The organism is Hyalangium ruber, from assembly GCF_034259325.1.
Lineage (GTDB): Bacteria > Myxococcota > Myxococcia > Myxococcales > Myxococcaceae > Hyalangium_A > Hyalangium_A rubrum.
In genome coordinates this window covers 87,014-104,263 of sequence record NZ_JAXIVS010000020.1, presented here as the reverse complement: position 1 = coordinate 104,263, position 17,250 = coordinate 87,014, and the positions used below count along the sequence as shown (strand labels likewise).

At 69.6% G+C, this 17,250-nt stretch carries 13 protein-coding genes; 3 read left to right on the top strand and 10 right to left on the bottom strand.

Going from position 1 to position 17,250, the window contains the following annotated elements; genetic code table 11:
* Nucleotides 1–140 precede the first annotated feature (140 nt).
* Together SYV04_RS39170 and SYV04_RS39165 are read left to right on the top strand one after the other, a co-directional pair.
* Entirely contained in the window at nucleotides 141–2,735 is a 2,595-nt protein-coding gene (locus SYV04_RS39170) for a peroxisomal multifunctional enzyme type 2 (RefSeq protein ID WP_321551186.1), read from the top strand.
* Nucleotides 2,736–2,765: 30 nt separating this feature from the next.
* Entirely contained in the window at nucleotides 2,766–3,944 is a 1,179-nt protein-coding gene (locus tag SYV04_RS39165; protein ID WP_321551185.1) for a lipid-transfer protein, read from the top strand.
* Nucleotides 3,945–3,947: 3 nt separating this feature from the next.
* On the opposite strand, the gene SYV04_RS39160 is transcribed toward SYV04_RS39165, so the two are convergent.
* The 4 genes from SYV04_RS39160 to SYV04_RS39145 form a co-directional block, all read right to left on the bottom strand.
* Complete coding sequence (locus SYV04_RS39160) at nucleotides 3,948–6,194, bottom strand: WD40/YVTN/BNR-like repeat-containing protein (RefSeq protein WP_321551184.1); 2,247 nt, start codon at nucleotides 6,192–6,194, stop codon at nucleotides 3,948–3,950.
* 88 nt (nucleotides 6,195–6,282) lie between these two features.
* On the bottom strand, nucleotides 6,283–7,140 hold the full coding sequence (locus SYV04_RS39155; RefSeq protein ID WP_321551183.1) for an ROK family protein: 858 nt from the start codon (nucleotides 7,138–7,140) through the stop codon (nucleotides 6,283–6,285).
* Complete coding sequence (locus SYV04_RS39150) at nucleotides 7,137–8,333, bottom strand: glycosyltransferase (RefSeq protein WP_321551182.1); 1,197 nt, start codon at nucleotides 8,331–8,333, stop codon at nucleotides 7,137–7,139. The genes SYV04_RS39155 and SYV04_RS39150 overlap by 4 nt, the downstream gene beginning before the upstream one ends.
* The gene (locus SYV04_RS39145; protein WP_321551181.1) at nucleotides 8,318–9,613 is read right to left on the bottom strand and encodes an asparagine synthase C-terminal domain-containing protein; all 1,296 of its coding nucleotides are present in this window, start codon (nucleotides 9,611–9,613) and stop codon (nucleotides 8,318–8,320) included. Before SYV04_RS39145 ends, SYV04_RS39150 begins: the two co-directional genes overlap by 16 nt.
* A 55-nt stretch (nucleotides 9,614–9,668) precedes the next feature.
* Between SYV04_RS39145 and SYV04_RS39140 the strand changes: the two genes are divergently transcribed.
* Complete coding sequence (locus SYV04_RS39140) at nucleotides 9,669–10,457, top strand: radical SAM protein (protein ID WP_321551180.1); 789 nt, start codon at nucleotides 9,669–9,671, stop codon at nucleotides 10,455–10,457.
* Here SYV04_RS39140 and SYV04_RS39135 read toward each other — a convergent pair.
* Genes SYV04_RS39135 through SYV04_RS39110 form a run of 6 tightly spaced genes read right to left on the bottom strand, consistent with a single transcriptional unit; the run spans nucleotide 10,454 to nucleotide 17,236 of the window.
* A complete protein-coding gene (locus tag SYV04_RS39135; RefSeq protein ID WP_321551179.1) occupies nucleotides 10,454–11,758 on the bottom strand; it encodes a phenylacetate--CoA ligase family protein in 1,305 nt (434 codons plus the stop codon). The genes SYV04_RS39140 and SYV04_RS39135 overlap by 4 nt on opposite strands.
* Nucleotides 11,755–12,318, bottom strand: a complete 564-nt coding sequence (locus tag SYV04_RS39130; protein ID WP_321551178.1) for a hypothetical protein — start codon at nucleotides 12,316–12,318, stop codon at nucleotides 11,755–11,757. Before SYV04_RS39130 ends, SYV04_RS39135 begins: the two co-directional genes overlap by 4 nt.
* The gene (locus tag SYV04_RS39125; RefSeq protein ID WP_321551177.1) at nucleotides 12,318–13,979 is read right to left on the bottom strand and encodes a M48 family metalloprotease; all 1,662 of its coding nucleotides are present in this window, start codon (nucleotides 13,977–13,979) and stop codon (nucleotides 12,318–12,320) included. Before SYV04_RS39125 ends, SYV04_RS39130 begins: the two co-directional genes overlap by 1 nt.
* Complete coding sequence (locus SYV04_RS39120; protein WP_321551176.1) at nucleotides 13,979–14,809, bottom strand: hypothetical protein; 831 nt, start codon at nucleotides 14,807–14,809, stop codon at nucleotides 13,979–13,981. The genes SYV04_RS39125 and SYV04_RS39120 overlap by 1 nt, the downstream gene beginning before the upstream one ends.
* The gene (locus tag SYV04_RS39115) at nucleotides 14,806–16,341 is read right to left on the bottom strand and encodes a MoxR family ATPase (protein ID WP_321551175.1); all 1,536 of its coding nucleotides are present in this window, start codon (nucleotides 16,339–16,341) and stop codon (nucleotides 14,806–14,808) included. The genes SYV04_RS39120 and SYV04_RS39115 overlap by 4 nt, the downstream gene beginning before the upstream one ends.
* Nucleotides 16,342–16,387: 46 nt before the next feature.
* Nucleotides 16,388–17,236 carry an alpha/beta hydrolase gene (locus SYV04_RS39110; protein ID WP_321551174.1) on the bottom strand — a complete coding sequence of 283 codons (849 nt, stop codon included), beginning with the start codon at nucleotides 17,234–17,236 and terminating at the stop codon, nucleotides 16,388–16,390.
* Between the last annotated feature and the right edge of the window lie 14 nt (nucleotides 17,237–17,250).

Sequence of the window (17,250 nt, the reverse complement as noted above, 5' to 3'; positions counted from 1 at the left end):
TGGGTCGGCGTACAGGGAGAGATTCCGCACTCCGCGTGAAATTCGCGAAGGAGGAACGCCGCCTGATTCCAGAATCAACCCCCCGTTGACGCTGGGCCAGTGCGCTGTCAGAACGCATGGACGTTCCAACGGGAGACGCAATGGCCAACGAGCTTCGCTTCGATGGAAGGGTCGCAATCGTCACCGGTGCTGGCCAGGGGCTGGGCCGGTCCCACGCGCTGCTGCTTGCCAGCCGTGGCGCCAAGGTCGTGGTGAATGATCTCGGAGGCTCTTCCACGGGCGGGGGCAAGAGCTCGGAGGCTGCCGACAAGGTGGTGGCCGAGATCAAGGCGGCCGGCGGCGAGGCGGTGGCCAACTACGACTCGGTGGAGGAGGGCGCCAAGATCGTCCAGGCCGCGCTCGACCACTTCAAGCGCGTGGACATCGTCATCAACAACGCCGGCATCCTGCGCGACACCAGCTTCCACAAGATGAGCGAGCAGGACTGGGAGCTCATCTACCGCGTCCACCTGCTTGGCGCCTTCCGCGTCACCCACGCCGCCTGGCCCCACATGCGCGAGGCGGGTTATGGGCGCGTGCTCTTCACCTCCTCGGCCGCGGGCATCTACGGCAACTTCGGCCAGGCCAACTACAGCATGGCGAAGCTGGGGCTCGTGGGCTTTGCCCGCACGCTGGCCGCCGAGGGCAGCAAGAAGAACATCCTCGTCAATGTCATCGCTCCCATTGCCGGCTCGCGGCTCACCGAGACGATCCTCCCCAAGGAGGTGACCGAGGCCCTCAAGCCCGAGTACGTCAGCCCCCTGGTGGCGGTGCTGGCCCACGAGAGCTGCCAGGAGAACGGCGGACTGTTCGAGGTAGGCGGCGGCTTCATGGCGAAGCTGCGCTGGCAGCGCACCGAGGGCGTGAGCTTCAAGCTGGGGCGCAACGTCACGCCCGACCTCGTCCAGGGCTCCTGGCAGCGCATCACCGATTTCGAGAAGGCCACCTACCCGGAGGACGTCACCTCGGCGATGCAGCCGGTGATGGACAACCTCGGCTCCAAGAGCCGGGGAGGCAACGAGCTCATCGATGTCGACGCGGCGCTGGGCTACGAGTTCCCGCCCACCACGTCCGCGTATGACGAGCGGGACCTGGCCCTGTATGCGCTGGGTGTGGGCGCGGCGCGCGATCCGCTGGACGCCAAGGAGCTGCGCTACGTCTACGAGAACCACGGCGAGGGCTTCATGCCCCTGCCCACCTACGCGGTCATCCCCGCGGTGAACTCCGTGCTCAAGCTCATGGCCGAGGGCAAGCAGGCCCCCGGGTTGAACTACGGGCTGGACCGCGTGCTGCACGGCGAGCAGTACACGGAGCTGCTGCGGCCGCTGCCTCCGCACGCGAAGCTGCGCCACAAGGGGCGCATCAAGGACATCTTCGACAAGGGCAAGAACGCCCTGGTCGTCACCGACATCCGCACCTTCAACGCGGACACGGGCGAGGAGCTGGTCCGCAACGAGCTGACGGTGTTCGTGCGCGGCGCTGGCGGCTGGGGTGGGGACCGAGGGCCCTCCAGCGACATCAACGTGCCGCCGGAGCGCGCGCCGGACGAGGTCATCACCGAGAAGACGAACGAGAACCAGGCGCTCCTCTATCGGCTGTCGGGAGACTGGAACCCGCTGCACGCGGATCCCTCGTTCGCCAGCGCGTTCGGCTTCCCCAAGCCCATTCTCCACGGGCTGTGTACCTTCGGCCACGCGGCGCGCCACGTGCTCAAGGCCTTCCGCGAGGGCGACGCCCGCTTCTTCAAGAGCATCAAGGTCCGCTTCGCCGAGTCCGTGTTCCCCGGCGAGACGCTGCGCACGGAGATGTGGCGTGAGTCGCCCACCCGGATCGTCTTCCGGTGCCGGGTGCTCGAGCGCGACAAGGTGGTGATCAGCAATGCCGCCATCGAGCTGCACACGGAGCTGCCCAAGGCCGCTCCCGCGCCTCAGGCCGCCGCTGAGTCCAAGCCCGCCGCCGCGTCCGGACAGGGCAGCGCCAGCGCGCAGGTGTTCGCCGCCATCCGGAGCCACGTGGACAAGCACCCGGAGCTGGTGGGCAAGGTGGCTCACGTCTACCTCTTCAAGCTCACCCAGCCGGACAGCGCCTGGACGCTGGATCTCAAGAACGGGCAGGGCAGCGTGACGCAGGGCGCGGTGGGCAAGGCCGACTGCACGCTGGAGCTGACCGATGCCGACTTCCTGGCGATGACCTCCGGGAAGGCCGATCCCCAGAAGCTCTACTTCGGCGGCAAGCTGAAGATCGCCGGCAACGTGATGGCGTCGCAGAAGCTCAACTTCCTCCAGAAGATCGATCCCAAGGAGGCCTCTGCCTCCGCCGCGCCTGCTCCGGTATCGAGCAAGCCGGCGGGTGAGGCTCCGAACATGGGCGCGGCCTCCGCTCCCGCCATCTTCCAGGCGCTCCAGGAGCGTCTGGCCAAGAGCCCGGATCAAGCGGCGGGAGTTGGGGCGCTGCTCCAGTTCAAGCTCACCTCGCCCGAGGGGGCCTGGGTGGTGGATCTGCGTACCGCCCCGGGCTCGGTGAAGCAGGGGACCGTGGCCGAGCCCGCGGCCACACTGACGCTGGCGGACGAGGAGCTGCTGGCGCTGGTCAAGGCTCCCGAGTCTGCCAGGGAGCTGTACATGAAGGGTAAGCTGCGCGTCGATGGCGACACCCGTGTCGCTCAGCGGCTGGGGTTCCTCAAGAACCTGGTGTGACGCACCTCTAGGAAGCAAGGGAGACGAGCGATGGGTCGTCGAGTCAATGTCGCTGGTGTCGGGATGATCAAGTTCGCCAAGCCGGGGGCGAGCGAGGAATACGACGTGATGGCGGCCAAGGCGGGCCAGGCGGCGCTGCAGGACGCGGGCGTGCGCTACGACGAGATCGAGCAGGCCTTCGTCGGCTACGTCTACGGCGACAGCACCTGCGGCCAGCGCGCCGTGTACGGGCTGGGCATGACGGGCATCCCCGTCATCAACGTCAACAACAACTGCTCCACGGGCTCTACCGCGCTGTTCCTGGCGCGGCAGGCGATTGAAGGCGGCCTGGCCGAGTGCGTGTTGGCGCTGGGCTTCGAGAAGATGGAGAAGGGCGCCCTGGGCTCGAAGTTCGATGACCGGGCCAACCCCATCGAGAAGCACGCGGATGTGATGAGCCGCACCCAGGGCTTCGCCAAGGGGCCCCTCACGGCGCAGATGTTCGGCGGCGCGGGCCGCGAGTACCGTTGGAAGTACGGCACCAAGCGGGAGACGTTCGCGAAGATCGCCGAGAAGGCGCGCAAGCACGCCTCGAAGAACCCCTACGCACTCTTCAGCCAGCCGCTCACCGTGGAGGAGATCCTCGCCTCGGAAGAGGTCTTCGATCCGCTGACGCGTTACCAGTGCTGCCCGCCCACCTGCGGCGCCGCGGCGGCGGTGCTGTGCTCGGACGAGTTCGCCCGCAAGCACGGAATCAACCGGCCGGTGTACATCGCCGCGCAGACCATGGCGACCGATCTGCCCTCGAGCTTCGGGGACAGCATGATCAAGATGATCGGCTACGACATGTCGGCGAAGGCGGCCCGGGGGCTCTACGAGCGCGCCGGAGTGGGCCCCGAGGATGTGGACGTGGTGGAGCTGCACGACTGCTTCACCGCCAACGAGCTGCTCACCTACGAGGCGATCGGCCTGTGCAAGGAGGGCGAGGCCGAGAAGTTCATCTGGGACGGGGACAACACCTTCGGCGGCAAGTTCGTCACCAACCCCTCGGGCGGGCTGCTCTCCAAGGGCCACCCGCTGGGTGCCACGGGGCTGGCCCAGTGTACCGAGCTGGTGTGGCAGCTCCGGGGCCAGGCCGAGCAGCGCCAGGTGGAGGACGCGCGTGTCGCCCTCCAGCACAACCTGGGGCTGGGCGGCGCCTGCGTCATGACGCTCTACCGCCGCGACTGAGCCCTATTGGGGCTGGAAGCGGCGTTCGTAGAGGATGCCGTCCTCCGTCGTGGCGAAGGTGACCTGCCCGGGAATGGCGCCCATGTCGCGGATGCGCCCGGGCAGGGGATCCTGCTCGCTCCAGCGCTGCCCGTCGAAGTGGTACAGGCGCGTGCGGAAGTCCGGTGTCATCCCCGCCGCGACCCACATGTCCCCCGGGCCCGTGCCGGCGAGGTGCTCGACGTAGGAGGTGTCGTTGAACTCGCCGGTGCGCTCGAAGGTGCTGCCATTCCAGCGCAGCGCCCACGCCGTGGTGGGGCTGCCGTTGCGGAAGTCCAGCACCCAGACGTTCGAGCGGGACGTGCCGAACACGCGCTTGAAGTAGTGCCCGGCCTGCTCGTACACCCGCGTCCACTGCTGGCCATCCCAGTGCCAGATGACACCGATGGAGTCGGCGCAGCCTGCACACGAGGTTCCTCCCGGCGGTGCGCGCCATCCCACGGCCCAGACGTCATCCGGGCCGCTGCCCCACAGCTCGAGCAGCTCATCCTGACCCAGGTTGATGTCCATCGGGTTCCAGGTCTGCCCGTTCCAGCGCCACATGCTCCAGCGGTGGGAGCCGCCGCCCACGACGAAGGCATCCGTGGGGCTCAGGGCCCAGCCCATGTGGATTCCAATGTTGGAACCCGGCCCGGAGGCGACCCACTGCTGGCCGTTCCAGCGGAAGAGCGCGCGGCTATTGGAGATGGCCCAGGCATCGTCCGGCGAGGTGCCGAAGGGAGCGTAGAACGTATGGGACTCGCTGCTTCCGTCCGGACCGGGGCGCCGGCTCCAGCGTTGCCCTTCGTACTGGATGAGGGCGCCGCTGGAGCCGATTCCCCAGCCGCTCCCCGAGTCCGCCCGGCCGAAGGAGGGGTGGAGGAAGTGGGTCCCTGCCTGGAAGGTCCATCCCTGTCCGTCGAAGCTCGTGAGCCCTTGGCCCTCCTTCACCCCGAAGAGGCGGCCGGAGGATGTTCCCCAGAGGGCTCCCAGGTCGGTGCCTCGGCAGATGCGGTTCCACTTCCGCCCATCGAAGTGCCAGGTGCCGTTGAGCCAGACATCGTCTCGGGCGGAGCCCCACAGCGAGCGGAAGCGCTCGAAGTCGAGGTTGTGGAAGCTCGAGAAGGACTCCGTGGTCCACTGCTGTCCGTCCCAGTGTGCCCGCTCGGAGTAGGAGTCGAAGCCCTGGAAGTATTCCCCCACGACCCAGATGTCATCGGGACCACTGGCCCACACATCCGTGGCCCGCCGCAGGCCGCACTCCGTCGTGCTCCAGGTCTCTCCGTTCCAGCGCTGGCAGACGCGCCCTCCCGCGGCCACCACGTCTGTCGCGGAGAGGGCCCAGACGCTCATCCGGCTCGGAGGGGATTCTTCGTTGGGATCGATTTGGACGGGCGTCCAGCCTGGCGTCTCGCGCAGCGCCACTCCGTCCCAGTGGAGGGCAACCCCGAGGCCCACCAGCCAGACATCGTTGGCGGAGGTCCCGGACACGGCCGTCAGGTGCTCGGAGGTCGGAGCGGGGATGCGTCGCCACTCGGTGCCGTTCCACCGGAGCACCGTGCCCTGCGCTCCCACGGCCCACACGTCCCTCGGCGAGGCTCCCCAGACGCCTCGCAGGGCCGAGGGCGAGGGCAGCGCCACCTGGGTCCAGGCTGTCCCGTTCCAGTGCAGGGCGACGCCGCGCACCATGCTCCCGACGGCCCATACATCGTCCTCGGAGAAGCCCCAGAGATCCTCGAGCCGCGCGCCCATGTAGCTGTTGTTCGCGCACCACCCGTTGCCCTGGCATTGGCGCAGGCCCTGGATGCCTCCTCCCACGGGCTCCAGCGCCTTGCCTCCCCGAACCTCGGTGCATGAGGCAAGCTGGGGCGGGATGGCGCACAGGTTGGGGATGCCGATGCCGCCGCACACCGCGTCTCCGGAGCAGGTACCGCATTGCACCTGCCTCCCGCAGCCATCGGAGATGAGGCCACACGCGTTGCCCCCGTACTCGGCGCAGGCCGTGGGCACGCACGCCTGGGGCTGGGAGCAGTCGCCGCACTGGAGCGTTCCTCCGCAGCCGTCGGGAGCCTCTCCGCAGTTTCTGCCCAGCACGGCGCAGGTGGTGGGCGTACACGTCGCGGGAGTCTCAGGCTGGGGCGCGGGGACAGGAGGGGGTATCTCCTCCATCGTGCCACGGCTACAGCCCAGCCACATCCCCAGCAGGACCATGACCCAGATCTGCCGCCGCATGCGCACGCTCCCGTAGTCCTTGGCGGCGCAAAGCTAAGCCTTGATCCGGAAAGTGGAAGGCGGGGGCTCCACTAGCGAACAGTCGGGCTCAGCCTCCACGCTCGAGCAGCGCGCCTCCCGGGCCGAAGCCGAGCGTGAGGCACAGCACGCGCTGGCCCGTGACGCGGGAATCATTCCGGGCTGCCTCCGCGGCCAGCTCCGCGTCGTTGAGGACCCGCACGGTACACCTGGGCGCCGTGAGCTTCGCGGCGTCAAGGATGTCCATGACCAGCGAGGCGTGCTCTTCCCAGCCGTAGGTGCAGCCTCCCGGGACGAGCGCGTCATCCACCGGAGAGGGCAGGGCGAGGCAGATCGCATCCACGGGTGGGACGAGCCCCAGGGCGGTGGTGTGCAGCGCCCCGGCGATGAAGCGGACCGCCGAAGTCACATGGTGTCCGTCCGCCGGGCGCGGCATTCCGATGAAGAGCCGGGGCAGCACCGTCGTGTCGCGCTCGAAGACGTGGAGCCGCGTGCGGCTCGCGCATTTGATACTCGTCTGGCCCACGTCCACGCAGAGCGGGCTCGTGGGTCGCAGGTCCTCCAGGAGCTGCAACCCGGCACGCACGGAGGCGAAGCGCGGCCCCTGGGCGATGTACACGGGGCACGGCAGTGAGTTGGCGAGCACCTCTCGCGCGGAGGTAATGCCCTCCAAGGCGGCGATTCCTCCGGTCAGGTACACCGCATCCACGCGGTGCTCCGAGAGCAGCAACTGGAGCGCTTCGATGAGCGTCAGGCATTGGCGCGCGACGACCAGCTCCTCCGACATTCCGTGCCGCCGGTCCGACTCCATGCGAGGGGTGCCCAGCAGCTCCCACAGCTCGTGTCCGGAGACCGGGAGGTTCCAGACCTCCAGAGGCGTGACACCGGTGGGCCGGTAGCGCTGGACGTCCCAGCCCGACACGCTCATGGGGCGAGTCCGGCGATGCGTTCGGCGCACTCCTTCGCGCCATCGCGGGCCCGGTAGGAGGCAGAGATCTCCGCCACCTTCGCGCGCAACGGTGTGCCCGGCTCCAGCAGGCGGGTGAGCGCGGCGCGGCAGTCCTCCACGGTCAGGGTGCGTGGGTCCAGCGCGAGACCCGCGCCGGCCTTCGTGAGGAAGTGGGCCTGCACGGGCTGGTCGTTGCAGATGGGCAGCAGCAGGAGCGGCACGCCCTCGGTGAGCGCCTCCATGACGGAGTTGGCTCCGCCGTGGGTGACGAAGGCGGAGACGCGGGGCAGTAGCTGCCGCTGGGGCGCGTACGGCACGGCGACTACCTCTCCCGGCAGCGAGCGGAGGAAGTCGGTGTTTTCCGCCAGCTCTCCGGCGCTGAGCACGAGCGTCACTCCGAGCGGCGCGGTGGCCTCGGCGATGAGGCGGAAGAGGTCGGGCTGCCAGGAGATCTGACTGCCAAAGGAGACGTACACCACGGGCCGGGTGCCCAGCCGCTCCCAGGGGAAGTCCACCTCGTCACCCCGGGCCTCGGGCGGCAGGGACGGGCCCACGAGGTACGTGGCGGGCGGGATGCGCGCCTCAGGGCCCACGAAGGTCTCGGTGGCGAAGAGGGTGTTGAGGCGGGGCGAGAGGCACTCACAGGTGCGGAACCGGGCGGGAAAACCGTGGGAGGCGAACAGCGCGTCGCGGTCCGCGGCGAGGGCTCGCACATTGCGCAGCAGGGCCAGGTCGATCTCGGGCTCCAGCAACGTGAGCGCGGAGGACACTCCGGCCCAAGGTACCTGCTCCAGATGGGCGGCGAGCACGGCCGCGTACTGCATACCATCCAGGGCCATGACGTCGGGCTTGAATCGGCGGACCACCTCGCGCACGGGAGCGATCTGCGCGGGGGCGGCGTCAATCAGCAGGCCTCGAATCCACCGGCCCAGCGCCACCTCATCGCGCACGAGGCGGGCAAGGGCCTCGCCTCCAGTCTCGATGGGCGCGGCGGGAGCGGCCGCGTGGGGCAAGTGGAGCACCTCCACGCCGAGTTGCTCGAGCTGGGGCGAGGGTTCGGGGAGGCACAGCCAGCCCACGGTGTGGCCCATGCGGCGCAGCCACTGGACGACGCCCACCATGGGGTTGAGGTGGCCCTTCTCGGGCGAGGTGGCGATCAGGATTCGGGACATGGGGGAGGTGCCTCGGCGCGGGCGTGGAGCATGGCGAGGGACACGAGTCGCATCAACAGCCGATCCATGGCGCTGGCCTGGGAGTCCTCGGGAGCGAGTCGGACGTACTGGTCCAGCAGCGCGAGTGTGGCGGAGGGATCGACGCACTCCAGGGGCTGGAGTCGGGCGGGGGAGAGCCATGCGCGGTACAGCTCCAGCCATCGCTCACGGACGGGGCTGGAGAGCGCGGTGAGGGCATAGCGGGGCATCTTGCGCGCGAAGCGGACCTCCTTGGGGACGAGCGAGCGCAGCGCGTGGCGGAAGAGCCACTTCCCAGTCTCCTCGCGCAGGAGCAGGTCCGCCGGGAGGCCGAGCGCCACGTCGGCGAAGCGCGAGTCGAGGTACGGGGTGCGCAGGGTGATGCCATGGGCCAGGGCACCGCGCAGCTCCGGAGGAAGCACCAGCTCCCGCAGCACCCACGCGGCATAGCGAAGCTCCTCCGTGGCACCCGGAGCGTGGGGCTCCTCCCAGCTGTCCTTCCACTCCCCAGGCCCTGGAGCTCGAAGCACCCGGTCCGCCAGCGCCCGGTCCTCCGCGACGCGGGCCCGTGCTCCCGCCAGCGCGCCCGGATTGCCCATCAGGACTTCATCCGCTCCCGCGCCGCTCAGCATCACCGTGGCCCCTTGCTTCCGGGCCTCCGCATAGAAGGCGAAGCTGGCCACGGCGCGGGCGTTGATGATGGCCGTCTCGTTGGCGAGGACCGCGAGCTCGAACAGGTCCGGCAGCACGGCGTCCGGAATGGAGAGCTCGACGAGCGGGACACCCGCGGTACGCGCCACGAGCCCGGCGTTGCGCCGCTCCGTCTCGTCGGCGAAGTGGACATCCATGGTCCATGCCCGCACCTGGCTCGGGGCGTACTGGGCGGCCATGGCGCACAGGGCCGCACTGTCCAGCCCTCCGCTCAGGCTGACGTCCCGGGCGCCCGCCGCGAGGTGGTCGCGGACGGTGTCCACCCAGGCTGTCAGGAGCACCCCGGTGAGGCGCTCGAGCGCGCGCATGGGGGCGTGTCCGCGCGCCGTGACGGGGAGCGGCGCGGGCAACCGGAGCACCCCGCTGAACAGGCTCTCCGGAGGAGCCAGAAGGTGACGCAGGAACGCGGCCACGGCGTGCGGATCCAGCCCGGAGCCGGGAGTCACGAGCAGGGGCCACACGGAGTCGGCCGAGCGCTCAGGTGCGGCTGCTGACTGGTAGCGGGGCAGGGAGGCGAGCGGGCCGCTCCCCTCGCCAGGGGCGCGGGACACGGGCGCATCGTGGCAAGCGACGCCAGGCCGGGCAACCCCGGTATAGTCCTCCTGCGTGCGCTACGAACTCCATGACGGCCGCATCCTCACCTGGTCGCTGGAGGCGCACGTCACCACGCACTGCAACCTGCGCTGCGTGCAGTGCTGCCCGTTGTCGCCGCACCTGCCCACCTGGGCCATGGAGCCCGCGGCGCTCGGCGAGGACCTGCGGCGCCTGGCGCGGGTGCTCCAGCCCGGCATCTTCAAGCTGACTGGCGGAGAGCCCTTCCTGCACCCGGATCTCCCGAGCGTGCTGGACGCGGTGCGTGCCTCGGGCATCTCCGAGCAGGTGTCCATCACCACCAATGGATTCCTGGCCCAGAGCGCGCCGGACGCGGTGTACGAGCGGCTCGACCGGATGACGTTGTCCGTCTACACCTCCGCGCCGCTGCCCGAGCGCTCCATCGCGCGCATCACCGAGCGCTGCGAGCGGCACGGCGTACTGCTCACGGTGAAGCGCATTGACGCCTTCCAGAAGCTCACCCCGGATGCGCCCCTGGCGACCGAGGCGGAGGTGCGCACCGTCCACGCGCGCTGCTGGATGAAGGCGCGCTGCCACATGGTGTACCGCGGGCACTTCTACACGTGTACGCGCCCGCCCCATGTGGCCACGGTGCTGGGCCCCCAGCACCCCGAGATGCCCGCGCTGGCGGAAGTGGATGGTCTGTCCCTGGACGGGCCGGAGTTGCTCGCGCGGATGCTCACGTACCTGGAGCGTGAGGAGCCCCTGGCTTCCTGTCGCTACTGTCTCGGCGGCAGCGGGCCATGGGAGCCCCACGCCCAGCTCCCACGGGCCCTCGTCTAACCCGACCCGAGCGCGCGAAAGGGCAGCGGCTTGGCGCCCGTGCCGAGCACCGCCGGAGCGACATGGCGGAGATCCACCCGAGGGCGCTCCCAGCCGAGGTTGCGCAGCGCGGCCGTGAGGCGCTCGCACAGCGGACCCGTGTCTCCCTCCGACGCTCCCGCCAGCTCCAGCGCGAAGCGCTCGGGCTCCACCTGCGTCAGCCGGAAGGCGCGAAGCGTGTGGTGCTTGAACACCCACGCGAGCTGCCAGGCATCCACGGCTCGGCCCGCGGGCGTGAGGAAGTGGCAAGCCCCGCGTCCGCCAAAGCCCTCCAGCGTCCAGCCCTGGAAGCCACAGGAGCACGCGTCACGCCGCACCGTGCCCGCGTCTCCCGGACGGTAGCGCAACAGGGGCAGCACGCTGGGGCGCAGCCGCGTCACCACCACCTCCTGGAGCCCTGGCTCCACCCAGACATCCGGCGCCATCACGTGGAAGTGGCCCGTGTGCGCCAGGCACTCCCAGGCCAGGGGGCCCGTCTCCGTCGTCGCGTAGTAGTTGAGGACGGGCGCACCCACCACACGCCCCAGCGCCGCACGCAGCTCCGTGGACAGGTGCTGCGCCGAGCTCAAGAGGAGGCGCGGCGCGGGCAGGCCTTGCTGCTCCACGAGCCAGCGCAGCCCCTCCGGGTCCGAGAAGATGACGGCGGGCTTCACGCGCTCCAGGCGCTCTCGCGCATCCGCCCGGAGCACGGAGATACGGTGGAGCGCCCCGTCGTACAGGATGGGCAGCCGCACCGAGTACTCCAGGCCTCCGGGCAGCGCATCCAGGAGCACGACGCGAGGCCGGGAGGGCAGCTCCACGCCCGCGCGCTCCGCGAAGAACCGCAGCCCCGCCCACATGTGCAGGCAGTCGCGCCGGTCCCGCACCACATTCACGGGGTCGCCCGTCGTGCCCGAGCTCTTCACCACCACGCACTCGGCGTTCTCGGGTGCCAGGGTGGGCACCGCGTCCCAGGAGCGCGCGAGCTCCGCACGGTCCAGGGTGGGCAGGTGGCGCAAGTCCTCCAGCGAGCGCAAGTCCCCGGGGTGCAACCCCGCCGCGTGCAGCCGCTGCGCATGGAACGGAGAGTCCCGCAGGGCCGCTCGGAACGCCTCCAGGCGGGCCTCCAGCTCCGCGCGGGCGAGCGCCTCGTCCGGAAGCCTCGCGAACCGGGCCAGGTCCCGAGCGATGGACTCGGCCCATTCGATGTGCGGACGCTGGGAGGAAGTATCCCTCCGGATGCGCGCCCTGGGGGCCACCCCCAGGTGGGGAGGCCGACTCACTCGCGCCAGCCTCGGGCGTCCGCGGCCTTCTGGGCCGCCTCCTGCAGCATCTTCTCGCGCTTCTGGGCCTCCGCCTTGCGCGCCGCCTCGGCCTTCTCGAAGTCCTTCATGGCCTTGCGGTAGTCCAGTTGGTTCATCCGCTGCAGGGACTCCTTCGGCCGCTCGCCCTTCACCTCTCCGCCCAGGGCGAAGATCCACTTTCGGAGGAACTCCTCCTGCCGGAACTTGTTCGAGCGCACCATCTCCGCTGTCAGCGGTCCGAGGATCTCGAAGAAGCGATTGAGCGCCTCCATCGCGTCGAAGCGAGGGTTCAGCAGCCGCACGGTCTCCTCGCGCAGGGACGAGGAGGCCAGCACGTGGGCCAGCATGCCGACCTGCTCGCGCCACAGCGGGCTCACGAAGCGTTGCGGAAACGCCTGCCACTGCTCGAGCGACGGAGGCCGCGCGCTTCCCAGCCGGAACGTGTCGCAGATGATCGCCACCGCCAGGTCATGCGAGTAGGGCGACACCAGCGGCACGGCCGCCAGTTGCTCCCGGAGTTGATCCAGATCGAACGCCATCAATCCTCCAACAGGGCCTGGGACAGCGCGGCGGCCGCGGGCCCGAACTCCGACATCCACTGCACGGTGACGAGGCGGAAGCGCCGGTCGGCCAGCGCGAGCTTGAGCGCCTTGCGCGTCCGCTGCTCGTCCGGCACCGCCAGGAACGCCACCACCGCGCGAGAGCGCCGCACCGCCTCCACCAGCCGATGCAGGCTCGGCACATCCGCCACGTTCGACAGGAAGTCCGAGTCGGAGATGATGATCCGCAGCGCGTCCGGCCGCTCCCGTGACAGCTCGGTGAGCCGCTCGAAGGGGAACATCGTCCCGCCGCCGATGTAGTGCAGCAGGAAGTCGCGGGCCGTCTCCTCGTCGTACATCCACGGAGACACCAGCGGCGCTCCGTCCGAGTAGACGATGGCGCGCACCGTGGCGCGCTTGCGAATCGCCGTGGCCGACAGCACCTGCGCCGCCAGGGTCATGGCGTTGAGCTGGTTCTGCGGGTTGGGCATGGAGCCGCTCGTGTCGAGGTAGATCTCCACCGCGGGCACGCCCAGCTCCGAAGGAGGCGGCACGTCCGCCTCGAGCTCGCGGCGCAGCGGCGCCACCGCCGCCAGCGGGCCCTGGGAGAGCACCGTGAGCGTCCAGTCGATGGTGGACGGATCATCCCCGTACTCCCAGGCTTCGGGGGTGGTGCGCAGGTAGGGCTCGGGCCGCGAGGGCGCCGAGGGAAGCTTCAGCACGTACTGGTCCACCAGCCGCCGGTAGTGCCGGCTGACCAGCGCCCGGCGCAGCACGCCGCCGCCCTTGCCCGGACGGTGCTCGGTGACGCGGGCGATGGTGGCGAGCGGATCCAGATCCTTCGTGTCGTGGGATTCGGCCAGCCAGCCGCGCTCCTTGGCGTCCTTCAGCGCATCGTCCCAACGGTCTCCGCCGTGGGCGGCCGCATCCAGGTCATCCTCATCCGGCAGCGGCACGTCTCCGGCCAGGGGGATGCAGAACTCCAGCCCGTCCGGCTGGTCGATGAAGCGGATGAAGGTGGCGCAGAAATAGAGGAACTGCTGCCGCATGTCCGGCAGCGCGTAGAAGGTCTGCACGAACATCCGCGCCTCGGCGCGGCAGCCGGGGAACGCCTCCTCCATGGGGCCAATCTGCCCCGAGGGCACCAGGTCCCCCGGAGGGCGGATCCACAGCTCCTCGTAGAGCGACAGGTAGAAGAAGAACAGCGGGCTCACCGGAACGTCCGGCCGGACGCGCAGGAAGCCTCGGTACACCTCGCACAGCGCCTCGGCGTGCGTGCGGCCCACCACCTCGTTCACCTGGAGATCGAAGAAGAGGTTGGTGAGCGACTGCTTCAGCCCGGGGATGAGCCGCTGCTCCAGCGCCCGCAGCTCCGCGTCCCACCCCAGCGTGTGCGGGAAGCGCACGTGGTGGCCAATCTCATGCGCGAGCACCGCCATGAGGCTCTCTTCGGCCCCCATGCGCGAGAGCAGCTCGAAGTTCACGAACACCTGGCGCTTCACGAGATCGATGTAGGCCAGGGGCTCGTTCTCGGGCGCCTCCTTCCCGAAGGAGGCCGCGTGAGGCTCGGGCGGAGTGAGCTGAACGCGCACGTCCCACAGCGCCAGTGCCTCCTTCCAGCACCGGTCCACCTGCTCGGGAGTGAAGCGCGCCAGGCTCATCAGGGCACGAGCACCACGAGCCACTGCGAGGTGTGCAGGGTGGCCGCCACGCGCCACGTGTTGGCCGCCGAGGAGAACCACTCTCCGGTGCGCGGGTCTCCCCGCTCCACGTCCGAGAGGAGCCCCATGCCCTGCTTTTCCACCTCAGGCGTCTCGGAGCAGCCCATGGCCCCCAGCAGCATCGGCTGCTCAGTCAGCCACACACCCTGAGTGGCCGCCTCGCGCCCCGCCACGGCGCCCCGGTGCCGGTCGTGTACGCACACCACGGAGGGAGCCAGGAAGTGCAGGGGGCCCGGCAGGAAGCGCCCGTCCTCGCGAGACAGGTCCACCCAGTGGACGTGGGCGCTGTAGCCCACCTGCTTCTCCGGCTCCTCCATCGCCGTGGCGGTGCGCTCGCGCAGCCGGGATTCGATGTTCTCCAGCGAGGGCAGCTCCTCGCCCACGCGGCAGAAGAGGCGCTGCACCCAGGGGGGCGCTGACTCCAGGTTCTCTCCCAGGTTCCACAGCTGCGCGAGCACCTGGGGGCGCTCGGTGGGTGACACCTGGGCCAGCAGCCGTGGCACGAGGTTCGACCAGGCCAGGGTGAAGAAGTTCTTCCGGCCCGCGGACTCCGGGTACAGGTAGCCCAGGCCAATGGCCTCCGCGCCCAGCTTCAGGTAGGTGCGCCAGAGCGCCTCGGCCTCGCCCGCATCCGAGCCCGTCGCATCCAGCGCCTCCGCCAGCCGCTGCGCCGAGCCGTCCAGCAGCTCGCGCCACAGCAGCGGGTGCCACCGCACGAAGCGGCCCTGGGCGTTGGCCTCCAGCGCTTGTACGAACTCGAGGGTGCTCATGGCCGCCCGCCCGGGTTCTCCTTCAGCCACGTGGCGTAGTTGCGGTAGCGGCTGTACATGGACTTGAGGTGGATGAGGTCCTCGTACACCGGGCCGGACAGCTCATTCTTGGTGAGCAGCTCGTTCATCAGCACCGTCACCTGCTGCAGCCGCTTCTCCGTGGTGCGCAGGTCCACGCCCGCCAGCCCCTTGTCCAGCTCCTGCCGCAGCACGCCCACCTTGCGGCGCACCGGCGCATGCACGCCGTACTGCGCCGTGGCCATGTCGAACATGTGGCGGATCCACGCCACCCGGTCCTGCAACAGCATCCGGTGGTCCTTCGCCTCGAAGAAGGGGCTGCGCACGTTGGGCGTCAGCTTCTCGTGCAGCACCCACGGGGCGATCTGCCGGAAGTCCTCCAGCTCCACGGCGGTGCGCCCCCGGAAGAAGGCCAGCGCCTTGGCGTAGTGGAGAATCGTCTGGTAGGCGCGCACGCTCACGCCGTTCTCCGTCTGCGTACACAGGTGGACCTTCTTATCGAGCGGGCACTGCTCGTTGCACACGGCGGCCACCGTCTGCCCGGCCAGCTTCAGCGTGTCCTTGTGCTTGAACTCGAAGCGCGGCGAGGCCCGCCGGCAGAAGTCGAGCTGGCCCAGGAAGAAGGCCACCCGCTCCAGCACGTCCTTGGGTACCTCCACCTGGAGGATGGAGGTATAGGCCTTCTCCAGCTCGCCCGGGGTGAAGACAATCTCCTGGGGCAGCAGCTCCTCGGGCGAGCGGTCCGCCTCGATGCGCTGCAGGAGCGTGTCGATGAAGTTCGAGTTGAAGGGCACCGCGCGCACCACCACGTCGATGCGGTCCTTGAGCGCTTCAATCACCTGGAAGGTGCCGCCGCCCTGGTCATCATTGGCGGTGAGGAACCAGCTGGAGCGGCCCGCGTAGACGTACTGGTCCATCATCTCCGCGTAGCCCTCGGCCATGAGCGAGAGCAGGGCGGACTGCGTCTTGGTGGGGATGCGGTTGTACTCGTCGATGATCTTCACGCGCTGGCTGATCCACTTGCGCCAGCTCACCTTCACGGCGGACAGGTCCTCGGCCTTGAGCATGTCCGAGGGCAGCGGAGCGCCCAGCAGGTCCGCGATGGACAGCTGCGGGTGGCCGCGCTGGATGCCGCGGTGTACCTCGTCGCGGCCCATGCCGGACAAGAGCGCCATGAGCAGGGCGGAGGTGGTCTTCCCTCGCCCCGGGCCGCCCACCAGCAGCGCCCGGCGACAGGTGAAGAGGGTGAGCAGGGGAATGAGGACGAACGAGCTGTAGCTCATGTCCTCGGGCAGGTGGACCTCCTCGCCGGCGGGAGTCTTCAGCGAGGCGGGCTGCCCGAACTCGATGTCGTAGTAGGGGCAGATGACGGCGTTGTTGGTGATCCACCAATACGCCTGCCGCATCTTGTCGTGCAGTCCGCCGCCGTCGCGCTCGGAGAGGTGGACGCTCAGCCCCTTGTCCGCCGAGGCGCGTCCTGACAGCAGCCGTGAGACCCAGTCCTGGTTGGCCATTCACCGCGCAGCGTAGCACTCCGGCGCGGGGCCGGAGCACCTCCGCTCAGGCCGCGGCCGCCGCGAGGCGTGCGCCCAGGAACTCCTCCAGCACCATGAAGATCTTCTCGCGGCCGGAGTCGTTGTGGGGCTCGTGGAAGCCGCCGGGCAGCAGGGCCAGGCGCTTCTCCGAGGAGCCGGCCGCGTCGAAGACCTGCTGCGCGCCGGCCAGCGAGTTGAGGCGGTCCGCCTCGCCGTGGAGCACCAGCAGCGGCAGCTTCAGCTCCGAGGCATGGGCCTTCACCCAGGCGATGGCGCCCAGGGCCTCGGTGCCCCAGCGGGCCGAGGCGTCTCCATGGACCAGCGGATCCGAGAGGTACTCGCCGGCGATGTTCGGCAGCCGGGACAGCGCGCCCGGATCCAGCTTCACCTTCAAGCGGAAGCTCGGCCAGAAGCGCGAGAGGAACCGGGCGATGGCTACCAGCAGAGGCTTGGCCACGGCGACCGGATCCACGGCGGTGCCACTGAGGATCAGGCCCTGAACTCCCTCGGGGTGGTGCAGCACGTAGTCCAGGGCGATGAGCGAGCCCAGGCTGTGGCCGAAGAGGAACACGGGGCAGCCGGGAGCCTTCTTGGCGCTGTAGGCGAGGAAGGCCTGCAGGTCCTCGCGGTACTCGGCCCAGGCGTTCACGTGGCCGCGCTGGCCCGGTGAGCGCCCATGGCCCCGCAGGTCGAACGCGTGGACGGCGTAGCCCAGCGGCACATAGCGGCGGGCGATGTTGAGGTAGCGGCCGCTGTGCTCGCCAAAGCCGTGGACGATGGCCAGCACGGCGCGGGGTTTTCCCTCGGGCCGCCAGAGCTGGGAGAAGAGCCGGATGCCTCCGGCTCCCTCGAATGCGTCTTCCCTGTGGTTCATGCGGCGCTAACGTT